At 48.6% G+C, this 21,805-nt stretch carries 24 protein-coding genes; 5 read left to right on the forward strand and 19 right to left on the reverse strand.

Annotation, left to right across the window (positions count from 1 at the left end):
* Positions 1–99: 99 nt before the first annotated feature.
* The 6 genes from ATORI0001_RS06235 to yedF form a co-directional block, all read right to left on the reverse strand.
* The gene (locus tag ATORI0001_RS06235) at positions 100–1,134 is read right to left on the reverse strand and encodes an XdhC family protein (RefSeq protein WP_003150255.1); all 1,035 of its coding nucleotides are present in this window, start codon (positions 1,132–1,134) and stop codon (positions 100–102) included.
* Positions 1,135–1,228: 94 nt separating this feature from the next.
* Positions 1,229–2,296, reverse strand: coding sequence for a selenide, water dikinase SelD (gene selD / locus ATORI0001_RS06240; RefSeq protein WP_003150392.1), 1,068 nt, complete (start codon positions 2,294–2,296; stop codon positions 1,229–1,231).
* Complete coding sequence (gene yqeB, locus ATORI0001_RS06245; protein ID WP_003150339.1) at positions 2,296–3,102, reverse strand: selenium-dependent molybdenum cofactor biosynthesis protein YqeB; 807 nt, start codon at positions 3,100–3,102, stop codon at positions 2,296–2,298. Before yqeB ends, selD begins: the two co-directional genes overlap by 1 nt.
* A 44-nt stretch (positions 3,103–3,146) precedes the next feature.
* The gene (locus tag ATORI0001_RS06250) at positions 3,147–3,416 is read right to left on the reverse strand and encodes a putative Se/S carrier protein (RefSeq protein WP_003150146.1); all 270 of its coding nucleotides are present in this window, start codon (positions 3,414–3,416) and stop codon (positions 3,147–3,149) included.
* A 1-nt stretch (position 3,417) separates the two neighbouring features.
* Positions 3,418–4,596, reverse strand: coding sequence for an aminotransferase class V-fold PLP-dependent enzyme (locus tag ATORI0001_RS06255; protein ID WP_003150435.1), 1,179 nt, complete (start codon positions 4,594–4,596; stop codon positions 3,418–3,420).
* Between the two features lie 9 nt (positions 4,597–4,605).
* On the reverse strand, positions 4,606–5,217 hold the full coding sequence (gene yedF / locus ATORI0001_RS06260) for a sulfurtransferase-like selenium metabolism protein YedF (protein ID WP_003150251.1): 612 nt from the start codon (positions 5,215–5,217) through the stop codon (positions 4,606–4,608).
* A gap of 113 nt (positions 5,218–5,330) precedes the next feature.
* Here yedF and yqeC point away from each other — a divergent pair, with 113 nt between their 5' ends.
* Positions 5,331–6,035, forward strand: a complete 705-nt coding sequence (gene yqeC, locus ATORI0001_RS06265; RefSeq protein ID WP_003150207.1) for a selenium cofactor biosynthesis protein YqeC — start codon at positions 5,331–5,333, stop codon at positions 6,033–6,035.
* On the opposite strand, the gene ATORI0001_RS06270 is transcribed toward yqeC, so the two are convergent.
* Positions 6,001–6,675 carry a hypothetical protein gene (locus ATORI0001_RS06270; protein WP_237755907.1) on the reverse strand — a complete coding sequence of 225 codons (675 nt, stop codon included), beginning with the start codon at positions 6,673–6,675 and terminating at the stop codon, positions 6,001–6,003. The genes yqeC and ATORI0001_RS06270 overlap by 35 nt on opposite strands.
* A gap of 144 nt (positions 6,676–6,819) precedes the next feature.
* Here ATORI0001_RS06270 and ATORI0001_RS06275 point away from each other — a divergent pair, with 144 nt between their 5' ends.
* Entirely contained in the window at positions 6,820–7,134 is a 315-nt protein-coding gene (locus ATORI0001_RS06275; protein ID WP_003150320.1) for a PadR family transcriptional regulator, read from the forward strand.
* Positions 7,131–7,961: a DUF1700 domain-containing protein gene (locus ATORI0001_RS06280; RefSeq protein WP_003150152.1), complete on the forward strand. Its 831-nt coding sequence runs from the start codon at positions 7,131–7,133 to the stop codon at positions 7,959–7,961. The genes ATORI0001_RS06275 and ATORI0001_RS06280 overlap by 4 nt, the downstream gene beginning before the upstream one ends.
* Before the next feature lie 106 nt (positions 7,962–8,067).
* On the opposite strand, the gene ATORI0001_RS06285 is transcribed toward ATORI0001_RS06280, so the two are convergent.
* Together ATORI0001_RS06285 and ATORI0001_RS06290 are read right to left on the reverse strand one after the other, a co-directional pair.
* Entirely contained in the window at positions 8,068–8,709 is a 642-nt protein-coding gene (locus ATORI0001_RS06285; RefSeq protein ID WP_003150298.1) for a hypothetical protein, read from the reverse strand.
* 40 nt (positions 8,710–8,749) lie between these two features.
* Positions 8,750–9,424, reverse strand: a complete 675-nt coding sequence (locus ATORI0001_RS06290) for a hypothetical protein (RefSeq protein WP_003150151.1) — start codon at positions 9,422–9,424, stop codon at positions 8,750–8,752.
* 230 nt (positions 9,425–9,654) lie between these two features.
* On the opposite strand from ATORI0001_RS06290, the gene ATORI0001_RS06295 reads away from it, so the two are divergent.
* Together ATORI0001_RS06295 and ATORI0001_RS06300 are read left to right on the forward strand one after the other, a co-directional pair.
* Complete coding sequence (locus tag ATORI0001_RS06295; protein WP_003150405.1) at positions 9,655–10,197, forward strand: GNAT family N-acetyltransferase; 543 nt, start codon at positions 9,655–9,657, stop codon at positions 10,195–10,197.
* Positions 10,198–10,260: 63 nt separating this feature from the next.
* Positions 10,261–10,629 carry a hypothetical protein gene (locus tag ATORI0001_RS06300; protein ID WP_003150256.1) on the forward strand — a complete coding sequence of 123 codons (369 nt, stop codon included), beginning with the start codon at positions 10,261–10,263 and terminating at the stop codon, positions 10,627–10,629.
* 69 nt (positions 10,630–10,698) lie between these two features.
* On the opposite strand, the gene ATORI0001_RS08110 is transcribed toward ATORI0001_RS06300, so the two are convergent.
* From ATORI0001_RS08110 to ATORI0001_RS06345, 10 genes are all read right to left on the reverse strand, one after another.
* Positions 10,699–10,926, reverse strand: a complete 228-nt coding sequence (locus tag ATORI0001_RS08110) for a transposon-encoded TnpW family protein (protein WP_202814001.1) — start codon at positions 10,924–10,926, stop codon at positions 10,699–10,701.
* Positions 10,927–11,045: 119 nt separating this feature from the next.
* Positions 11,046–11,705 carry a class I SAM-dependent methyltransferase gene (locus tag ATORI0001_RS06305; protein ID WP_202814002.1) on the reverse strand — a complete coding sequence of 220 codons (660 nt, stop codon included), beginning with the start codon at positions 11,703–11,705 and terminating at the stop codon, positions 11,046–11,048.
* Between the two features lie 1,217 nt (positions 11,706–12,922).
* Positions 12,923–13,303, reverse strand: coding sequence for a RidA family protein (locus ATORI0001_RS06310; protein WP_003150292.1), 381 nt, complete (start codon positions 13,301–13,303; stop codon positions 12,923–12,925).
* A gap of 87 nt (positions 13,304–13,390) precedes the next feature.
* Complete coding sequence (locus ATORI0001_RS06315) at positions 13,391–13,831, reverse strand: GNAT family N-acetyltransferase (protein ID WP_003150153.1); 441 nt, start codon at positions 13,829–13,831, stop codon at positions 13,391–13,393.
* A 16-nt stretch (positions 13,832–13,847) separates the two neighbouring features.
* Positions 13,848–15,203 (reverse strand): dihydropyrimidinase, encoded by a 1,356-nt coding sequence (hydA, locus tag ATORI0001_RS06320; RefSeq protein WP_003150142.1) that lies wholly within the window; start codon positions 15,201–15,203, stop codon positions 13,848–13,850.
* Positions 15,203–15,868 (reverse strand): nucleotidyltransferase family protein, encoded by a 666-nt coding sequence (locus tag ATORI0001_RS06325; protein ID WP_003150309.1) that lies wholly within the window; start codon positions 15,866–15,868, stop codon positions 15,203–15,205. The genes hydA and ATORI0001_RS06325 overlap by 1 nt, the downstream gene beginning before the upstream one ends.
* Before the next feature lie 34 nt (positions 15,869–15,902).
* Positions 15,903–17,105 carry a knotted carbamoyltransferase YgeW gene (gene ygeW / locus ATORI0001_RS06330; RefSeq protein WP_003150433.1) on the reverse strand — a complete coding sequence of 401 codons (1,203 nt, stop codon included), beginning with the start codon at positions 17,103–17,105 and terminating at the stop codon, positions 15,903–15,905.
* A gap of 189 nt (positions 17,106–17,294) precedes the next feature.
* Entirely contained in the window at positions 17,295–18,677 is a 1,383-nt protein-coding gene (locus ATORI0001_RS06335) for a YgeY family selenium metabolism-linked hydrolase (RefSeq protein WP_003150325.1), read from the reverse strand.
* 319 nt (positions 18,678–18,996) lie between these two features.
* Complete coding sequence (gene dpaL, locus ATORI0001_RS06340; protein WP_003150323.1) at positions 18,997–20,223, reverse strand: diaminopropionate ammonia-lyase; 1,227 nt, start codon at positions 20,221–20,223, stop codon at positions 18,997–18,999.
* 48 nt (positions 20,224–20,271) lie between these two features.
* Positions 20,272–21,684 carry a uracil-xanthine permease family protein gene (locus tag ATORI0001_RS06345; protein ID WP_003150428.1) on the reverse strand — a complete coding sequence of 471 codons (1,413 nt, stop codon included), beginning with the start codon at positions 21,682–21,684 and terminating at the stop codon, positions 20,272–20,274.
* Positions 21,685–21,805: the final 121 nt, after the last annotated feature.

Below are 21,805 nucleotides of genomic sequence, written 5' to 3' on the forward strand. Positions count from 1 at the left end.
ATGTGACAGACCCTCCAACATACTCCGTTGGAAAAGTCCGATACACCAAACTATCTGCAGGCGAAAAGTACCTCTTCCCGCAGCACCACACCACGCATTTTATGTTGAAGACGGCCTCTTCTGATGCGGCTTCTCCGGGCGGAAATTGGCGCGACAACGAATCATCTCGGCTGCAATGGAAATGGCAATTTCCGACGGGGTAACAGCCATAATATCATCTCCGATAGGCATATAAATGGCGTCGGTCCACTCCTTGGAAATACCACGTTCCCCCAACGTTTTGCGGGCAAACGCTGACTTTCTCGCACTGCCAATGCAACCTACATACGCAGGCTTACATGGGTAGAGCTGTTCAAGTACGTCAATGTCAAAGGCGTGGCCGTGCGTTGTTACTACCGTGTAATCGCGACGGGTCACCTGCACATGCTCTGAAATATTTTTGAAGTCACCGCAAAAAACCGCCTCAGCGGCAGGGAAATCTTCCTTTACCGCCACGCCCTTGCGGTCGTCAAAAACCACAACCCGAAAGCCTACGCCGGCAAGCACGGGCGTGAGCGCACGGCCAACATGCCCTCCTCCAAAAATATATGCTACGGGATCAGGTCCCAACGGCTCCGTATACGTTGCCGTTGCCTCGTCCCACACGGGCATATCAGAAAGAGCACGAGGATCATCTTGCGACAACTCTTCAACAGGAAGTGCCTCAACGATTACATGAGCGGGATCTGCCCACTGTTCTGTAACGATAAACGGCTTTTTGGAATCAATCAGGCTAAGCAGCCGGTCTGCAAAAAAATCCTTTTGAGCAGACGTAACCAAGCGCAACGCAATGAGCGCGTCCCCACCGCATGCCATGCCTGTTTTGGCGTGGGTCATCCATTCGATCTGATCATGCTCCGTACCGGCCAGTATGTCACGCGAGCGCTGTTGTGCCATCAGCTCGATGGAACCACCGCCGACGGTCCCCAAAAACGTTCCGTCCTCTAAAAGTATCATACGGGCACCGGCATGCCGTGGCATCGACCCCTTTGTGGAAAGCAGCGTCGAAATTACAAAACTCCGACCTGCTTCAAGCTCCGCCAGAAGACGGCGCACCAAATGCTCATCGCAAAGTGTACCCTGTGAATCCGCCATGTCAGCCCTCCGTTCTTACCTGATGAAACGCACATCTCGGTTTCTCTTCTTGTCCCTGTGCAAGGTATGCCTGCGCAAATTATTCCTGCACAAGCTATCCCTGCACAAGCCTAATTCGCTTGGCATCCTGCGTACTTTCCTCATACTCCGTCATACGCCCCACCACACGCGCGGAAGAAACTTGCTCATCGGCGCAAAGTGCGGAAAGAAGCGCATCCGCATCTTCAGGCGCCACGGCAATAAGCAAGCCGCCCGAGGTTTCGGGACAAAAGAGCACGTCAACTCTTTCACGAGCAATCCCCGTGGCTTCCACGTACTTCTCGGCATAGTGACGATTACGATACATTCCTGCAGGTAAAATTCCAAGACGTGCAAGCTCAAACACATGGGGCGAGAGAAACTCAGGACCGTCCACGTTAATCTCGGCAGCAAGATCTGCTCCCTGGCACATCTCAAGCAGATGACCCATAAGCGAGAAACCCGTCACATCCGTTACGGCATGAACGTCAAAGTTCACCATAATGTCGCGGGCATACCGGTTGAGCGTCATCATGGAGCTCTCGGCAGCATCAATCTCTTCTGCGGTTGCCATATTGGCTTTTACTGCCGTGGTAATCACACCTACGCCAAGTGCCTTGGTAAGGATGAGCACGTCACCCGCATGTGCCCCTGAATTGGTATACATTTTTGACGGATTCACAAAGCCGGAAACCGCCAACCCATACTTGGGCTCACTGTCATAAATGCTGTGGCCGCCCACGATGTTTGCTCCGGCTTCATACACCTTGTCATAGCCACCACGCAAGATTTCATGCACCACCTCAGAGGGCATGTCTTCAGGTACCGCCATAACGTTAAGCGCAACCTTGGGCTCTCCGCCCATGGCATACACGTCGGAAAGCGCATTTGCTGCGGCAATGGCACCATACGTATATGGATCGTCGGCAATGGGCGGGAAGAAATCAATGGTCTCCACCAGGGCAATGTCATCGGTGACCTTATAGACCGCCGCATCGTCTGCCTTATCAAATCCAACCAGTAAGTTGGGGTTTTTGCGTACCTTGATATCCGAAAGAAGCTTTGCAAGCTCTCCCGCGCCAACTTTCGCACCGCATCCCGCACATTCGGCAAGCTTTGTCAGCTTTACGTCTTTTGCAGCCATTATCCATCCAGCCTTTCCGTAAAGTGACAGAGAGCCTCAAGTACGCCTCCGCCTATCGCACGAGCCTTATCGGATGCGGAAAAACAATGTCCTACCTTACAGCGAGGATCAATGTCGCCCGATTTCATACCCTTGGTTACCGGCACACCTTCTTGCAAAAGACCTCGCAGAACACCGTCAATGGTCGCTTTGACCGGAATGCCTGAAACCATGGCCACTATATCGCCGCGCTTAACCACGTCTCCGATTTTTGCCACAGGCTCAAAGATGCCCTCAGCTGGTGACCACAGCACGCGCTCTTTGGTAAAGCCACCGATGTTACCTGGAACACCGGTGTTCGGGATGGGCGTGCCGTCATAGATAACCTTCCCCAGATAGTGGCCTCGCTTTGTCTCAATTACCGCATGACAGTCAGACTTCGAGTCTGTACCGGCCTTAAACCCCGGCCCCACTCCGATTACGACAGGAGCCATATCCTTGGTAGTACCAATATTTCGTTTTGCGAGAATGGCATCTACCAACACGTCCGGCTTGAGCTCTGAAATACATGCACCTTCAGGGTCAACCAAAACCGCAATGTTCTTCTCGCCCACAATACGAAGCGCATCTGTAATGTCTTTTGCTCGAAACGCCTTGATACCCTCTACCTGAGCTTCGCCCAGGCGAATGGCCTCGGAAAATGCAACGGAGCGACGCACTGCCGTGGGAACCTCCACATCAAGCATCACGATGCGTGCACCTGCACGATAAAGTCTGAGCGCAATGCCTGAAGCAAGATCTCCTGCACCTCGTATTACTACCAGCATATCTTTCCTCTCCTTGCCGAGTTTTACGGCATTGGTATCACTGATCACAACTCAAGCTCATATATACCCACCGGCACAAAGTTTCCCCATGCCGCTTTTTCAAACGTCTCTCGCGCCTCTATCGGCATAGCCCACGCCAATCCACAATCCGCCTTAATTGCAACGGGAGTTGGAATAAGGCGGCCTGGTATCTCCTGTTCTTTACAGACGCGCTCACATTCGAGCGCCTCATGCGTGGAATCAAACGCCACCACCGCCCGCAGATGCCGAACGTGTATCTGATGAGTATGTCCGCGCTGATCCGACCCACACATCTCAACGCATCTCCTTGGCAAGCTCAAAAAGTGCCGAAAGCGCAGTATCTGTCTCATCCTCTGTCGTATAAAAACCAAACGAGAAGCGCACGGCGCCCGTCTCTTGCGTGCCAAGAGCTCGGTGCATACGCGGTGCGCAATGCGCGCCTGCGCGAACCGCAATACCGTAGTTCATGTCCAAGGTCTCCGCTAGCTCAGAGGAAGTCCATCCGGCCAGATTGAGTGTCACAACGGGAGCATGGTCACAATTTGGTTTTGAACCGTCAAGAATCGCAAGGTCATCAGGGTAGTCACCATAGAGCACCACCCCGGGGATACGGCGAACCCCCGCAACAAAGCGCTTGGTTAACGCCAGGTCATGGGCGTGGATGGTATCTACTCCTTGTTCGGCGATGAAGGCAACCGCTGCAGACAGACCGGCTATGCCATGTCCGTTGAGTGTTCCTGCTTCAAGATGTTCGGGATAGCGCTCAGGCATACCTTTCTCAAAGGAGAGTACTCCCGTACCGCCTTGAACTACCGCCTCAAGGTCAACGTGTGGACCTACGAGAAGAGCGCCCGTTCCCTGGGGCCCCATCAGTGCCTTGTGTCCGGTACATGCCAAAAGATCAAGACCAAGACCGTCGAAGTCAATCCGGAAAGATCCTGCCGTCTGTGCGGTGTCTACCAAGAGCAGTGCACCGGCCGCATGAGCGATGGCGACTGCTCGCGTAAGGTCGCAGACGTTACCGGTGAGATTTGAGGCATGCGTCACCACCACAAGCTTTGTGCCAAAAGTCACCAGCCGCTCAAACGCACTCCAGTCAAGACGACCCTGCCTGTCTGCGGGTACAAAATCAACGTTTACGCCGTGCTTCTCGCGAAGACGATAGAGAGGACGCAAGACGGAATTGTGATCCCAATCGGTTGCCACGACGTGATCGCCGGATTTCACAATGCCGAGAATTGCCTTGTTCAGAGCATCCGTTGCGTTTGCGGTAAACACCACGCGTTCCGGATGAGAAAACCCCAGAAGCGAGGCAAGGCGTTCACGCGCTACCATAACCGCGCGAGCCGCATCGAGTTCGGCGGCCGCAGCTCCGCGACCGGTGCTCCCAAGCGAGCAAAGTGCGCAAGAAACGGCATCCACCACGCAGGGAGGACGCATATATGATGTGGCGGCGCAGTTGAGATATATCATTCGAACGCCTTACAGCACCATTACACCCGGCTGCTTTGAGATAATCTCGGCAATGGCGTAGAGGTTGGTAACTTCACCCACCGCCAGCTTGTCTTTAATGCCATAAAAATCAAGACAGGTACCGCAGGTTAAAATCTTGGTGCCGCGCGATTCAAGCTCTTTGATATCCTCAAGCGACTCCGAACCCTCACACGTCAGATGAGCACCGCCGTTGTAAAACAGCATGGTCTCAGGAACGCTCTCTTGGTGCGCAAGAGCATAGATGAGGCCTTTCATTAAAATATGCCCAAGCTCATCATCACCGCGACCCATAAACTCAGCATCAACCGCAACAACCGTAGCGGAACGATCGGGAATATTGCAAAAGAACGAAGCCTCGGTAGCTGCGGACGCACTTGCCGCGACTGCTTCGTGAGGGGTAAAAGTCATAACGGTGTCTTCGCCGTCTTTTGTCGTGGTAAGCTCACAGTTCTTCTCGTCAGCCAAGCGCGTAAGGTTACCGAGAGCAACGGTATCGTTTATCACCACTTCAAGCACTTCTCCCTGTGCCAGTTTTGGCAACGCTTCAAGCGTCAGGATAACCGGCTTGGGACACGTTAGGTTGCGCGCATCAATTTTCATTGCAATCCCCCTCTTAAAATTGCACATTCTGCCTACGTATAGCGGGCAATGTGAGTGCTTTTTGCAATAAAATAAGTATATCGCTAATAAAAAACTTTTAGTTAGGCAACCACATGAACTGTTATGAAGTGCTGGGCGTTTTACCGGGAGTTACCTCAGTTGTCGGCAGTGGAGGCAAGACCACGCTGCTCTCAAAACTTTCCCAAGAAGTTCGGGGAACGGTCGTTTTAACCACGTCAACGCACATCCTTCCGTTCCCGAATATGCCTCTTTTGGAAAACCCCACGCTCTCTGAGATGAAAGACGCTTTGACAACACACCGCGTCATCTGCGTCGGAACCTTTTCAGGCGAGAAGCACAAATTGGGACCCTCAGCGCTTTGTGCCCAAGAGCTGGCGTCGGTTGCCGACTACGTATTTGTGGAAGCCGACGGATCAAAACGGCTGCCCCTGAAGGCTCACTCCCCACATGAGCCCGTCATTCCCGAAGGTAGCCGGCTCACCATTCAAGTCGTCGGACTTTCCGGCTTTGGGCTACCCGTCAACCAAACAGTTCACCGCAGTGAGATTTTCTGCGACCGCGCAGGCTGCTCGCCGGACGATCTCGCTACACCGGCTCGCATTGCTATGGTCATTGCCGCAGAACACGTTTCAGGAGCCGTACAAGCGGACGTTATTCTCGCCAATCAAGCCGATTGCGAGAAAAACCTCGCTCTGGCAAGAGACTTTACAAAGGAGCTCCGTTTGCGGGACGACAACACGCCCGTTGTTGCGGGCTCGCTTTTTAATTCGACTTTTGCGGAAATGCGTGATAGGTGATAACTACCGGCGCATCTTCGTTGTACTTCTCGCCTACCGAAAACTTTTTATCGCCGTCAATGGTGATTTCTTTGACCTGGTTCTCGTGATTGAGCAGGCCAATCTTGAGGTCCTCGTCCTTTTTGGTTGTGATGTTTGTAAAGCCCGCATGCTCAAATTTCTTTTGAGCTTCCTCGTAGTCATACTCGGAGACGTCTTTGCTGGCGAGAGGAACCTCTACCTTCACCGGCTCTTTTTTAACAGTCTCGGTTTGGGTGGGCTGTACGGATTGCGCCTGTTGGTTTGATGTCCACGGATGAAACGCTATGAGTATCACGCACACCACAAGCGCAACGATTGCGGTTACTGCAACAATAAACAGCTGGTTATTGGTGGTTTTCTTGACCGCTTCCGCTGCGATTTCTTGCTTGCTCTGTATGGGTCCTAACGATTTTGCAGCGGGATGGGGCAGGGTGGCTTGCTCTTGTGAGAGCCGACGCGTAACTTTATCTCCAACGTCCAGCGTCTCGCCTGTCAGCAAATCGTGATCAAGCGAGTCCATTGCTTTTTGCACGTCGGTATTGTTCTGTGTATCGGCATCGTCTTCACGGAAGTTCAACTCGTATCTCCTTTGTCCGCCACCGGACTGTCTTTCATACATACTATTTTCACACATAGCGCTATAGGAATATTACAACACCTACAAAGATGGCAAGTTCATACTGTATTTTTCATACTGTGTATTGCATAGTATGCGTGAGTAATATATACTATGTATCGCATAGTATATTGAAGGAGACGTATTGTGGATGCACAGCTGAAGCGTGGATTTCTTGATATCTGCGTCCTCGCAGCCATAGCCCGCAAAGATTCCTACGGGTATCAAATCATCCGGGATGCCCCTGCGTCACTTGAGCTTTCCGAGTCAACGCTCTATCCCATTTTGAAACGTCTTGCTAAGCAACATTTCCTTTCCGAATACACACGTGAGCACAACGGTCGTCTCCGCAAATATTATTCGATTACTGACACGGGACGCTTAGAGCTCTCACGATTTACCGCTGATGAGGCCTCCATTACAGACATTCTCTCCTACATTAAAGAAGGAGCATCGTCATGAAAAAGGATGAGTTTCTTGCCGAACTTCGCGCAAACCTTAAGAAAAAGCATGTTCCCAAAATCAGCATTGATGATGCTCTTGCCTATTACGACGAGGCAATACGCGACCGCATGGAAGACGGTATGTCCGAGGAAAAAGCCGTGGCAGCCATGGGAAGCATTGATGATGCGGTTCAATCAGCACTGGAGAGTATGCCTGCGTTTCTACGCGCAACTCAGCGTATCCGCTCTGATTCGGTACTTATGTCCATAACTATCGTACTTCTCGTCATAGGCGCCATTGTCTGGATACCCCTTACGTTTGCCCTCGCACTTACGGCATTGAGCATTTATTTTGTGATTTGGGCACTTGTTATTTCATTATGCTTTGCAGTTGCCTGTGGTCTTTTCTGCGGAGTAATGAGTATCCCGGCACTTGTAGTGGGATTTCTGCACGACATGTTCCTTTCCGGTGCACTTTCTGCCGGTGTGTTTCTACTTATAGGAGGTATTTCAATACTGGTAATACCGATAGTAGCTCGCATAATGCATTCTCTCGTACAAGGCGCACGATACTATGCAAAGTGGATTGCTCATTTCTTTGCACAAGTTCCTGCCGAGAAGAACGATGTCTCTACGGGGCGAACAAATACAACGCCATGGTCAGAGAGACATTCGAAAAGACTGCTCTCGCTGTTCGGTGGCATTTTTATCGCAATTGGCCTTGTGTTGATTCTTATTGCGTATATGGGGTCAGGATGTAACCTTGCACGTTTACCTGAGCTTCCTGCACTACAGATTTCTTCTTGCTCGCTTTATATGAGTCCACATACTATTGCGTTTATGTAACTCAATTGACGCAACTCATCCACACACGGATATCCGCAGGTATCCAGATTCTACGTTACGCATCCGGAATGATCGTGAACAACATATAGAACTGTTGCGGGATCACTTAATTTTCGGTTTCTGAATCCAGTGCCGAGCCTATCGCTTTTATGAGATATCCATTCTCATCGAACTCATAATAGTGGTCATCAACTATTCCTAGCCCATGTAAAAAAAGGTAGCCGTTGATTTGTCGGTACGCTTTACATCCATCGACCGTTACCCAACCGAAGGGAAGTTTCCATTCAAAAGGTCCAAGTTCTACAGAGCTGTCTTTCACTTTTTTGTAGTCGTCAAGAGAAATTTCCTCCAAATCCACGAGTTTGAAGGACTCGTAATTGCCGGCAAGAGCGGAGAACCTTAAAGTTCCGAGATCTTGCATGACATATCCCACAGGTTTATCTCTATATCGAATCTCCCAAATAAGGTTGTTCCGGGTTTCTGGTTTTACTCCTATATAGCAACTACCAAGCGTGAGCTTCATATAGTCGATGTCTTTCAGGTAAGGCTTTCCTGCATCTCCTTCCTGACGGGCAGTATTGATGGCCTCTTGTGTAGCCTGCTTTACCGCTTTTTGCTGAAGTGAGTCAATTGCCCATGGGTAGGGCGTAGCAAATGCATTCCATGCAAGAAGAACCGCGACGGCAAGAAACAGAACTATAGAGATAATCTTTAGAGGTAGCCATTTACGTTTCTTGTTCATAGTCATCACGCAACCTAAGTAATTAAGAACTTGGCAGCTCATTCCTCTACGAAGCGCAAGCTCCTTGTATAAGACCACCTACACACCAAGAGCAAAATTTATAAATCCGGTCAAACAAAGTGTCTTCTTCTGGCTCTGATATCTTCCCTTGTGTAACAAGAGAGTTTATAAGAGCCTCATTAGAGTCTTTAATTTCATCTCTACTAGTTTTTTCTATAAGAGTTATATGCTCATAATGCCAAATATACGAACCTGAAATAACATACCAATCATGCGAGTAAAAATCCGTCACAATGGTTATATCTGAGTAATCAATGTCTTCTCCATAGTAAGCCCTACCCTCAATTGATGAAAACTGATCAGATAGCTTTGATCCATCTTTGTCATATCCTGTCATATAAAGGGCAAAAAGTTTTCCATTGGAGTAGATGGGATAGTCTACAAATCCGGTATCGGTAAGCTTTCCGTTTTTGAAACTATAGGTCTTGTACCCTTTACCTATAATGACATTGTCAAGATTGATCTCATCGGCCTCATCAGGAAACAAAAATTGTTTTCCTTCTTCATTTATCTTTGAAAGAAACTCCCTTATATGTTCGTTTACCGCCTCATCCGGATTAGGGACGATCTCAGAGGCATAGCAAGGGGCATATACCTGCCAGAACAAAAAGCCAGCAGCTATAACGAAAAGGAAAATAGCTCTGTGGACCTTCTCCCTCATACTAACCTCCCATAACCATAAAATTACAAAAGGATAGCTATTCAGATTATTTCATGATTTGATTTTCAATTACCAGACAATTCTGTCAATGGCTTAAAAATATCAGCTAGTGGTCATTAAATTCTTTAAGAACCTTACGCTGTATTAAATACCTATCATTATCTCCCTAGCAAAAATGTTATAGTCAGAAATCCGATAAGGTAAGACATCCGAAAAATTAAGGACGTAGTGTGATCTTTGAAACAGAACGGCTTATACTTCGCCCATGGGAATTAGCTGATGCAGAATACTTATTCCAATATGCCAGTCACCCTGACGTTGGACCCATTGCAGGATGGAGTCCTCATACCAGTGTCGAAAACAGTCGCGAGATAATCGAGAATATACTCTCTGCACCAGAAACGTATGCGGTAGTTTTAAAAGAACTCAGCCATCCGGTAGGTAGTATTGGACTTATGATTGGATCTGCCAGCAACATAGGAATCCCTGATACCGAGGGGGAAATCGGCTATTGGATAGGAGTTCCTTTTTGGGGACAAGGGCTCATTCCCGAAGCCACTCGTAAAATAATGCAACATGGATTTGAAGACTTGGGACTCCAGCGACTCTGGTGTGGATATTTTGACGGCAACATCAAGTCAAAGCGTGTCCAGGAAAAATGTGGCTTTATCTATCACCACACAGCAAATAACGTTCCCTGTGCAATCGAAGGACTACTGAGAACAGAGCATATTACCTGCATAACAAGGCAAGAATGGGAAAGATTGCGCTAAAATCTGACTATATACTCTATAATCAAGCCAATAAAAGGTACTGCAAATTAACAGGAGCAGCACATGACACCAGAAGAAAGAGCAGAGAAATGGTTCCGCGATGTCCCGGAATCAAAAACGATTGGTCTTGAAAAGAAAGTAGAAATATCCAAGAAAGCATCCTTGAGAATAGCATTGATATTTTCCCTTTTGCTGGTTATTGAGTGCGTTGCGTTATTTCAGATTAATGATGGAGCGCTGTTTCTCTGGCTGGCGGATACGGTCAATGGATTTGCAGAGAACAACCATACCTACAAAGGACTGGCTCTGGTTGGTTCTATTCTGGTGCTGCCTCTTTTGGTTTTTCCGCTCTTAATCGCATTTATATTTGGTAAGAAATGGATCCGATCTGAAACACGCAAATACGTACAACACCAAGAAAGAGATAGCTAAACAAGGACTTGCCAAAATATCAAAGGCTGTAATGCCTGTTGCTACTTGTCAAGGACCTTTTAATCAAAATCATCTTTTTTCGTCCGATTTTCTCCTAAGCTCCCTCAGCATTATCCTTGTAAGTTTATCTTGCATTGTTTCAGTTGCATTTTCATTGAAATGAACAACAACCTCATAGGTGGACTTTCCAATCTTTCTCTTTGTACTAATGCCTTTTTTGCCGGTGTTTTTAGTTCTTCCGTAAATTCTCTTTTCCGTTTTTTGAATTTTGACAACAAAAAAGGAAGTATCAGCTATTTGCTTTTACTTCCTCTCTATAATTTTATTTAATTGTTTTACTTCGAAAAACTGAGATTTAGATTTTAACCCTTACGGAAAATAAAATGGGCTATTCTCCTGAAGTATGTTCTATAACATTATAGTTTAATGCAAAGTGTAGCTATATAGTCATTTCCATATTGTGACAGCCTATGCCTTTTATCACATGATTCATAAAAATCAATCATAGCGAGACCATTTTTAAGTTGGCCTCTAATCTGAGTTTCTAAGGTATGGCTAAATTCGTATCCATATTCTGGATTTATGGTTATTTTGCCTTCCTCTTCAAGCTCTCTTGAATTAAAAGGTATTGAAAACTTTAAAAGTAATTCCTCATCGGGTTTGTCCCATACAATGTCAGCATCATACATGTATATCCAAGGATTCATAAATCCAACCATTAACAGTCCGCCCCTTTTTAATACTCGAGAGGCTTCTTTATACATGTTTTCTAAATCTTCTATATATACATTTGAAACCGGATTAAAAACAATATCAAAAGTTTCATTTTCAAATGGAAATGGTTTTGTCATATCGCTTTGAACTGTATTGATTTTTAAGCCTTCTCTTTTAGCAACCATATCATCTCTTTGTAATTGTGATTTAGAAAAATCCATTATGGTTACGTCATAGCCTTTTATGGCAAAAACTGGACCCTGCTGTCCACCACCACAAGCTAAACCTAATATCTTTTTTCCGTTGGCTTTTTCAAACCATTCTTTTGGAACTTTTTTCCCAACAGTTAATGCAACAGAAATTGGATTATTTCTAACTTCTTCTAATTACTCATGTGTCAATGGCTCGGTATAGTCATTTTTTACATTATTCCATCTATCTTGATTTAATTTTATATAATTGCTCATCTTATAATCTCCTCGTAATTTTATATTATTTCAATTTAAGTTGAATATGTTGCCATTACATTTTTCTCATCTCTACAAAATTCAGTCACGTCCCAAAAAGTGGTGTAAGGGCCATTTCCTTACTACCTTCTAGCCTACATTATGCCACCTCCTATAAGACGAAGCATTGCTTGCTTGGAAGGAAATACGCCAACAACACAACTGCGCCTTTTGGATCTATCTTTTCATACACCTCACAGAGATGCTCAAAGCCTGTGCGTACAAGGTTTGGTTCTGTCTTTTAGCTTCTGTATTTGTGGCTATAGCAATAACAGTTGTACGCTTGGTGATATGTCCTGCTTCAAGCTCTTCTACTTGCTCGACCATTACGATATTTACCACATCTTCAAGCAGTGTTCGTGCAATACCATTAACCGCACTTCTTTTACATCACTGAGGTGCTTTCTTACACCACTTTTCGGGACACAACCGTTTACGGGTGGTTTTTGGAAGCAAAACGTGTGTTTAGTGGTGGTTTTTCTTTGATTTGAGCGTTTAGTGGTGAATCAAATCACCACTAAACACCCAGTTTGATACCAATTGCCTACGTCACAAGAAAACCACCACGAAAGCAAAACGCCTACCTGCGGATTTGCAGACAGCTGTTGATGCGCAATTTCAACGATCCGACAATAAAGCGAGAAAACCTTACGAGCATGATCATACTGCCTAGTGCTGCCAAAAATGCGCCAAGTATGGCTTGGATTGCCATACTTACTGCAAGTTTGGTATATATTAACCATACTTGCTGCAAGTATGGTTAATCGTGCTCAACTTGCTGCAAGTTTGGCAGCGCTGTTCCGGCAGCGCCATTATGACGACCCAACTTGGCGCATTTCTGGCAGCACCCTCTTGGCAGCACCATTCCGACGGCACCAACTTGGCAGTACTAAAGCAATCAAAGAGTTCCAGATATCTCGCGCAAAAACCAAAGCCACCCACATAGCAGGTAGCTTTATGTTTCGTGCGTTGCTCGCGCTCAACAGGCTAAGGCCTTGAATAAGCTTTGGAGCGGAATTTCTCACTGAAACCCGCTCCAAAGTCCCCTATTGCTCGGATATGGAAACGCAAACCTAGATACGGGCAACGGCCTTAATCTCAACCTTGGCACCCTTGGGAAGCGCTACCACCTGAAATGCTGCGCGTGCAGGATAGGGCTCAGCAAAGAACTCAGCATAGACCTCGTTCATGGCACCAAACTCGTTGATGTCGGAAAGCAAAACCGTAGTCTCAACAACGTCAGCCATGGAAGCACCGGCTGCCTCAAGGATGTTTTGAATGTTGGTAAGGCTCTGACGTGTCTGGGAACGAATGTCCTCACCGGCGAACTCACCGGTTGCGGGGTCAACCGGAAGCTGACCGGATACGTTAATGGATCCGTTTGCAGAAACAGCCGCAGAATAGGGTCCAACTGCTGCAGGTGCCTTGTCGGTAACGATTGCTTTCTTTGTCATAAAATTCTCCTTCTTTCCGCTCAAACACGAATGCGCTTGAGCAACGTACAAACCTTACATTAACTTCGGAATCTCAGCTTCACTGTCTCAGGTATCGGTTCTGATAAACTCTGCAAGAGCTTTATTCCGGTAAGTAATATCCTTCCTAACGGTAAAGCCCTGTTTCTCCCAGAAAGCATTTCCGATATCGTTGCGATTAAAGACGAGTAATGCCACCTTATAAATGCCTTCTGCCTCCAGAGCCTTGAGGCTATGTTTCAATAGCTCCTCAGCAATCCCCTGTCTTCTATATGCTTCAGCCACAGCCATGTGATAAATATAGCCTCTTCGCCCGTCATGTCCCGAAAGTATGACTCCCACAAGCGCATCTGCTTCTTCCGCTACGAAAACAGTATTCGGATTACGCAGCAAAAAACGATTAATACCTTCCCTGGAATCATCCAGATTATTGAAGCCCATGTTCTTACAGGACATCCAAAGCGTATACACCGCGTCATAATCGTCGATGCTCATGGTGCGAATCATCATCAGCTTTGCCCATCCTCTAACGTTTGACGTATGCGCCCGGTTTTACACCAGTAGGCTCACCATCAACCACTACCAGCTCTCCGTTTACAAAAACATATGCTGGACGTCCATGAATCTCAAAGCCTTCATAAGGCGTATAGTCAACATTTTGATGTTGGTTCTTCTCGCTAATGGTCCACGTCACACTTGGATCCCATACCGTCACGTCGGCATCTGAGCCAACACGCAAGACACCTTTGCGTGGATACATTCCAAAGACGCGCGCAGGTCCTTCACTCATGAGACGGGCAAAGTCTTGAGCACCCAAGCGATTCTCAAACGAGGTCATGATAAGACCGGGTCGATGTTCTACACCAGGACCGCCATTGGGAATGTGAGTGAAATCATCAATGCCACGGTCTTTCTGACCATGAAGATTAAAACTACAATGATCGGTAGCAATGGTATCAATCTCACCATCACATACGGCCCGACGCAAAACCTCAATGTCATGTGGCTTGCGTAAAGGCGGACTCATAACGTACTTGGCACCCTCAAAGTCACTCTCAAGATAATGTGAATCGTCCAACAACAGATACTGCGGACAAGTCTCAACATCCATCTTTACTTTTCCACGTGCCTTAGCCGCACGAACCGCCTCAAGTCCAAGAGCACTGGACAGATGCACGATATTGATACGGGCATCGGCAAGCTCCGCTAGATAACACAGACGAGAAATAGCCTCTGCCTCACAGGCAGCCGGACGGCTCATGGGATGGCCTTCGGGGCCGGTAATGCCTGCCGCTATCATGCGCCGCTGCATCTCGTTGACAAGAGTTCCGTTTTCACAATGGACGCACAAAACACCGTCAATATCGCGGATACGCTCAAGTACCTCAAGCGTCTGAGCGTCATCCAAGCGCAGATGATCGTAGGCAAAGTAGGTCTTGAATGACATAACTCCGGCATCACGCATAACCTGCATATCGACCTTGGCCTGCTCGTTCCAATCGGCAATGGCCATGTGGAATGCATAGTTGGCGGTACAGGTACCGTCGGCGCGCCGGTGCCACTCATCAAGCGCTTCGGTCAGCGTCATGCCCTTGTCCTGCGTAGCATAGTCCACAATCGTGGTGGTTCCTCCGCAGGCAGCGGCGCGCGTTCCCGTCTCAAAGCTGTCGGCCGTCCAATCCATGCCCGTCCAGCATTGCATGTGCGTATGAGCATCGATAAAACCAGGGAATACGTATTTACCGGTGACATCGATAACACTGTCATCTGCGCTCGCCTCGTATGTACCTCCCACCTGGACGATCTTCTCGCCATCCAGCACTAAGTCTCCGCAGAAGACGCCTTCGGGCAACACAAGAAAGCCGTTCTTTATTACGTTCATCAGTCAACTCCCAATCTCTCGGTCGTTAAACCGCTTATAGATACCGATGTTTTTGTAGCCAGAGCAAGGCGTTCAAGTTCGGCGGGGGTGTCAACGTCCATGAGCTCCTCAGCACACGTTGCCTCAACAAGCACCGCTGACGCTTGATACTCCGGGTGTACTGCAAGCACGCCCGAGCCTCCCGTATCTCCTTTAACCTTGCGCAAAGCATCGAACAGGACGGCGGGAAATACCACGGGGCTTCCCGGCGTCCTGTGCCATGCCAAACGCGAAACTTTATCCGGCGCTGCCTCAAAGCTGGCGAGAAGTGCCCTCAGGCTTGCAGGACGCAAAAGTGGCTGATCGCCCTGAAGAAACACCGCTCCCGACCACGGCTTTCCGGCCGCAGCGTCAACGTTTGCCTCTTGCATCCCGCAGCGAACGGTATCGCTTTGAAGTGTGCCGGTATGGAGTGCAAGGCGCACGCCAAGCTGCCGACACAGAGAGATCACCGGAGCGTGAAACGCGTCATCAACGCTTGCCACGATGGGATCCAAGCCCGCGGCTTGAGCCGTTTCAATAACGCGCCGGATAAGGGGCTTGCCGTCCAGCTCTGCCATAAGCTTGTTTGAGCCAAAGCGCCGAGACGCACCGGAGGCCATGACTATGCACCCGATACGTGTCATAGCATGGCCTCCTTTCAGATATGTGAAACTCTAATTACGCCTGGAACCAGCGCGGGGTGTTGCCCTGTTCAAGTGCCTTAAGTGTAGCAATGGGATCCTTTGCCTTCTGCAAGAAAATCATTGCAGCAATAGCGTATGGCTTGTAAGAAGCCTCTTTGTAAAGACCGTCGCGATGGTAATCAAAGACCTCATTAGCAACCTCGCCGTGCTCGCAAGAAACACCGTTGATGTCTGCAGGCAGCGGGTGCATATAGATGGTATCCATACCATGAGCCGTCTTTGCCATAAGATCGGCCGTGCAGCACCAATCCTTGTGAGTGGCGTTTTCGGCGAGAAGGTCCTTCTCCAGAGCATCAATGCCTGCATCATCGCCGGCGGCATAGAGATTGGTACGCTTCTCCATGGCGGCATACGGAGCCCAGCTCTTAGGGATGACGATGTCAGCGCCCTCGAAGGCCTCTGCCATGTTGTGCGTCTTCTTGAAAGTTGCCCCGGACTCGGTGGCAAACTTGCCGGCCACATCCACAAGCTCCGGCATGAGATCGTAGCCCTCGGGGTGTGCTAGGGTAACGTCCATACCAAAGCGAGGAAGAAGGGTGATGAGGGACTGCGGGCAAGAGAGCGGCTTGCCGTAAGAAGGAGAATATGCCCACGTAACGGCAACTTTCTTACCACGAAGATTCTCAAGGCCACCAAACTCATTGATAAGATAGAGGATGTCGGCCGTGGACTGAGTGGGATGATCCATATCGGACTGAAGGGATACCAGCGTTGGACGATGATCCAAAACGCCGTCTTCAAAAGCCTGCTTAACGGAGGCAGATACCTCACGCATATAGGCGTCGCCCTTGCCAATAAACTTATCGTCGCGAATGCCGATGACGTCAGCCATAAAGGAGATCATCGTTGCGGTCTCGCGGACGGTCTCACCGTGAGCAATCTGAGACTTGCCCTCGTCCAAATCCATCAGCTGGAGACCAAGAAGGTTAGAGCCCGATGCATAGGAAAAACGCGTGCGAGTTGAGTTGTCACGGAAGAGCGAAACGGCAAGACCTGACTCAAAAAGACGGGTGGAAATATTGCGCTCGCGAAGATTGCGCAGTGCATCGGCAACTGCATAGAGTGCCCTCAGCTCATCGGTTGACTTCTCCCACGTCAAAAGGAAGTCCTCGTTATACATCTTGGAAAAGTCAAGCTTTGCAAGCTCGTCAAGATACGGCTGGATGGTGTCGGCCATAGTAGATCCTCTCGTTGAAATTACCAGTCCCAGATGGGACGTCTACTTGAACAAACGGTGAGAAGTACGTGCTTTGAGATTCAGTGCTTTGAAATCAGAGGTGCTTCTCGCCGGAAAACTCTACATCGGGCGGCTCCAATGTATGTGAGGAGTGGGTTGGAGCCGCCGATGCGTATGAGGGGGGGTAGCTTACTTGATATCGTTATCGGTCAAGCTGGCGCGGAACTCAGTGGCATCGCCGGTAACGGCAGAGCCATCGTAGAGATTCAGAGCTGCAACATAGAGAGCCGCGCAGGTAGGAAGATCCTGCTTGAACGTAATCTCGTTGGGAGCGTGTGCCTGAGACTCAGCGCCTGGTCCAAAGCCAACGCAAGGAATACCATAACGACCCTGGATGGAGACGCAGTTTGTGGAGAATGTCCACTTGTCGCACAGAGGACGACCGGTGCGGGTTGCCATGGACTTCTCGCAACCAATGCGCTCATCGCCAAAGAGTGCCTTGTGAGCATCAACAAGAGCCTTAACGTGTGGTGCGGACTCTTTGTTGATCCACGTTGGGAAGTATGCCTCAGTCTCATAGACCTCGCCGGTCCAGGAAGGACGGTCATACATATACATGGAGACCTTGACGTCGTCGCCATACTTCTTGACAGACGGAAGCTCTTCAATCTCCTTGAGGCAGCTCTTGTAGGTCTCACCGGCGGTCATACGACGGTCAATGGAGATGGAGCAGGAGTCTGCGACGGCGCAGCGAGAAGGACTGGTGAAGTAGATCTGAGAAACGGTGCAGGTACCACGACCAAGGAAACGGGCATCCTCGTAGTGGTCAGGGTTGTACTTGGGATCAAGCATCTTTGCGAGACCACGAATGGCAGTGGATTCCTCAGCACCGTTGTTGTTAAGTGCTCGAACGTCGTTAATGATGTCAGCCATCTTGTAGATAGCGTTGTCACCACGCTCAGGAGCAGAACCATGGCAAGAGATACCCTTAACGTCAACGCGGATCTCCATGCGACCACGATGACCACGATAAATGCCGCCATCGGTAGGCTCGGTTGAAATAACAAACTCAGGCTTGATTTTATCGACATTGTAGATGTACTGCCAGCACATGCCGTCGCAGTCCTCTTCCTGAACGGTACCAACGACCATAACCTTATAGCCCTCAGGAATGAGGTTCATATCCTTCATGATCTTGGCGGCATACACACCGGCGCACACGCCACCCTCTTGGTCGGAGCCACCGCGTCCACCAATGAGCTGGTCGTCCTCAAAGCCCTCATAGGGATCGAAGTTCCAGTTATCACGATTACCAATTCCGACGGTATCAATGTGGCCATCAATAGCGATGATCTTATCGCCCGTGCCCATGAAGCCCATAACGTTGCCAAGGCCGTCAACCTTAACCTCATCAAAGCCGAGCTTCTCCATCTCTGCTTTAATACAGGCAACAACCTCGCCCTCTTCTGAAGATTCACTAGGGTGTGAAATCATGGCGCGCAAAAATGCAGTCATATCCTTTGAATACTTGTTGGCCGCATCCTTAATTGCACCGTAATCCAAATCCTTCATACATCCTCCTTTATTCTTGGAGTGAAGCTGGGATCTTCACTTCCTTCAGTACCCAACTCGTCTTAAAAGCAGATGTGCGTTCACAGAGATACATGAGCTGTTTATACATCTGTCCTCGTGTTACAAACCTTTTTTCTGCTTACCAAACTTTTTGTTTGGTACCATCAATTAAAGCACTTGTGGCCGGTATTGCAAGAGAGAAAGAGCAAACTTCTTGTTTTCTCGGCAAGCGGCACCTTTCAAGCGGCAAATGGACTGTACCCACGGTAATTCTGTGTAAACGATGGTTCCGTGCGATAAACACTACGCAACGCAGAGATTAGCGAACCTCATCCGTTGACTGCCACGCACCATCCCATACAATCTCACGATACCGTAGCGGATCAGTGTCGCCTTCGGTTGAGAACAGAAGAACCTTGGAATCTTTGTCAAGCTCAAGCGCACTACGGAGTTCTTCATACGCAGGATCACCCATAAGCGTTGCAATAACGCCCATACCGACGGCGCCGGACTCGCCTGATATGACTTTCGGATCGCCCGCAACAGGAGCCGCAAGCATACGCATACCCTTCGCAGACACCCAATCCGGACACGAAATAAAGGCCGTTGCGTGGTTGCGGAGAATATCCCAACCAATAGTATTAGGCTCTCCGCATGCAAGGCCAGCCATAATGGTTTGAAGATCTCCTCCAACGATACGAGGTGAGCCATCGCCCGCAAGAGCTCCTTGATAGAGACAATCCGCAGCGCCGGCTTCCATAATGATAAATTTTGGCGGATTTGACGGGAAAAGGTTCGTAAAATAGCCAACCATGGCCGAAGCAAGAGAACCAACGCCGGCCTGTACAAAAACATGGGTTGGACGATTTACTTCAAGTTCACGGAGCTGCTCTGCGGCTTCGTTGGCCATGGTGCCGTAACCCTGCATAATCCAGGATGGGATTTTTTCATATCCGTCCCATGCAGTATCCTGAACGATAACGGCATGTTCGGTTTCTTCCGCTTCTTTTGCAGCAAGGCGCACACAGTCATCATAGTTGAGTTCTTCGATGGTAACCTGAGCGCCCTCTTTTGCAATGTTGTCAAAGCGCGTCTTGGTAGAGCCCTTGGGCATATGGACTACGGCTTTTTGACCCAGGCGATGAGCCGCCCATGCAACGCCGCGACCATGGTTGCCGTCAGTTGCGGTAAAGAAAGTTGCCTGACCAAAATCTTTTTGGAGCTGCTCTGAGGTGAGGTAGTTAAAGTCACATTCCGCAACATCTTTGCCCGTCTCATCGGCAATGTAGCGCGCCATTGCAAAAGAGCCGCCAAGCACTTTAAAGGCGTTCAGGCCAAAACGATACGATTCGTCTTTTATGAACAGACCGCCCAAACCAAGATCTGCGGCCATACCTTCAAGGTTAGCCAGAGGTGTCACCGAATACTGCGGAAAGCTCTTATGGAATGCACGAGCTTTTTTGATATTCTCAAGCGACATTACCTCAAGGTTCTTGTCCTCGCTTTGAGGCATTTTGTTGCATACCCACTTCATCTTTGGCTGCATAGTACAAACCCCTTTCTCTCTCCCCTATTCTTTACGAGCATTACATACCTAGCGCACTTCGCCATCTTCCATATCATTGTACGCGAGCGGACGAAGGTTCTTCTCATCAGGCATTTCTTTGTTCTCTGGTGGCAAAACACTGTTCAAGATAATGGCCATGATGGCGCAGGGTGTAATAGCCGAAGTGCCAAAGATAGTATTCACCCATGCAGGCATGCCGGGACCGGTAAGGGACCCTGCAACCTGCGCAATTCCAAGGCCAAAAGCTACCGAAATACCAAAAACCGTGCATGCACGCGGAGTCAATCCATCTTTGACAAGGATTCGAATACCGTTTAAGGTAATCGTTCCAAAAACGCTGATGGTAGCTCCGCCGATAACCGGCTGCGGAATCATTAAAAGCGTTGCCGAGAGTTTGGGGCAAAGACCCGCCGCAAGAAATACGAAGGCAGCTCCGCCAAAAACCCAACGATTGATGACGCGGTTTGAAACGATGATACCGACGTTTTGACCAAAGGCCGATGTTGGAAGACCACCAAAAAACGACGAGATAATACTGACAACGCCTTGAGCTTTAATGGCTCCGCCAATCTCCCGCTCATTTGGCATGCGATCCATACTGCCGGCCGTTGCCGCAGAAAGGTCACCGATAAGCTGTACGTTTACCATAACGTAGACTACGCCAAGCGTCATGCAGGCAGCCGGATTAAAGATGATTTCATACGGCATAAACCTTGGAAAAGAGAACCATGAAGATGAAAGAACTTCCGAGACATCCACCATACCAAAGGGAATGGAAATAATTACACCGGCAATAATTCCAAAGAAGATTGAGCCAAGTTTTAAGACACCCTTGCCAAAGTTTGCAAGGAAAAATACTACGGAAAACGTGAGAAGTCCCACTATCCAGTTATTGATGCTGCCGAAATTTGCTGAACCGGCACCTCCTGCCATATATCTAATGGCCGTCGGATACAGAGAGACGCCGATGGTAAAGATGACGGTACCCGTTACCAAAGGAGGAAAAAGCCATTTGACCTTGGAGTAAAACATACCGAAGAGTATGGCGACAACACCGCCTACCAACTCGGCGCCAAGGAGCGTAGGAAAATTAAACTGAAGTCCGACCGCTTGAAATGCCGGCAAAAATGCGAACGAAACGCCGGTCAAAATCGGAAGCCCGGCACCGATACGCCCAAAAAGCGGAAATTGCTGCAATAAGATATCAATACCGGAAAGGATAAGAGCCACCTGGATGATGGCCGTTTCTTGATCCGGTGTAAAACCACACGTTACCGCAATCATCATTGCAGGCGTAATGACGCCTGCAAAAGAAGCTAAAACATGTTGCAGTGATGTTGGAACAAGATCTTTTATCGGCGGAAATCCACTCCTGCTAAAGAGCGCTGCGGATAAATCTTGACCGGCGGTTTCGGATGCCGCTACTTCTGACGTACTCATAAAGTCCCCTCCCTGGAATTACCCACGTCTTTTGTAATTCCATGACTATTCAAAATAATAGTGAGCAAACCTTACAAATAGTTTGGAAATTGAAAAAAGATTATCAAAAAACCGTAAACGG

The organism is Lancefieldella rimae ATCC 49626, assembly GCF_000174015.1.
In the GTDB taxonomy this organism is placed as follows: domain Bacteria; phylum Actinomycetota; class Coriobacteriia; order Coriobacteriales; family Atopobiaceae; genus Lancefieldella; species Lancefieldella rimae.